1 pseudogene is annotated in these 354 nt (G+C 45.2%); it reads right to left on the reverse strand.

The features are described 5' to 3' along the window. Positions 1 to 292, reverse strand: a pseudogene (locus AB4486_RS28370) (OmpA family protein); the annotation flags it as partial. Positions 293 to 354: the final 62 nt, after the last annotated feature.

Here is a 354-nt window from a genome sequence, read left to right on the forward strand (position 1 = left end):
GGTCTGAGAAGATTGGGTTCACTTCAAATGAGTCATGAGCAAAGAGTATTTTTAGCTGTCTGACTTCTTCCGCACGAATCGTTTCGCCACAACCATCATTGTCGACTTGTGATGTCTCAGGCGTACCTGGACAGATATCACGAGCGTTCACCACACCATCTCTATCATCGTCTTGAAGGTCTGCAATCTGTTCTGCTTCAGGTGTCTCGATATAGGTCTCTTCCTGCTGGTTCGAACAGGCAAGTAAAGTCATCGTTAACACGGGAAGTAATAAGTAAGGTATTTTCATCATTAATACTCCACGGGCGTAGTCCACTCTTCTGGAATGTCGACCAGTAGAGCGTTCAATAGAGA

Source organism: Vibrio sp. 10N.222.55.C6 (genome assembly GCF_041473395.1).
GTDB lineage: Bacteria > Pseudomonadota > Gammaproteobacteria > Enterobacterales > Vibrionaceae > Vibrio > Vibrio crassostreae_C.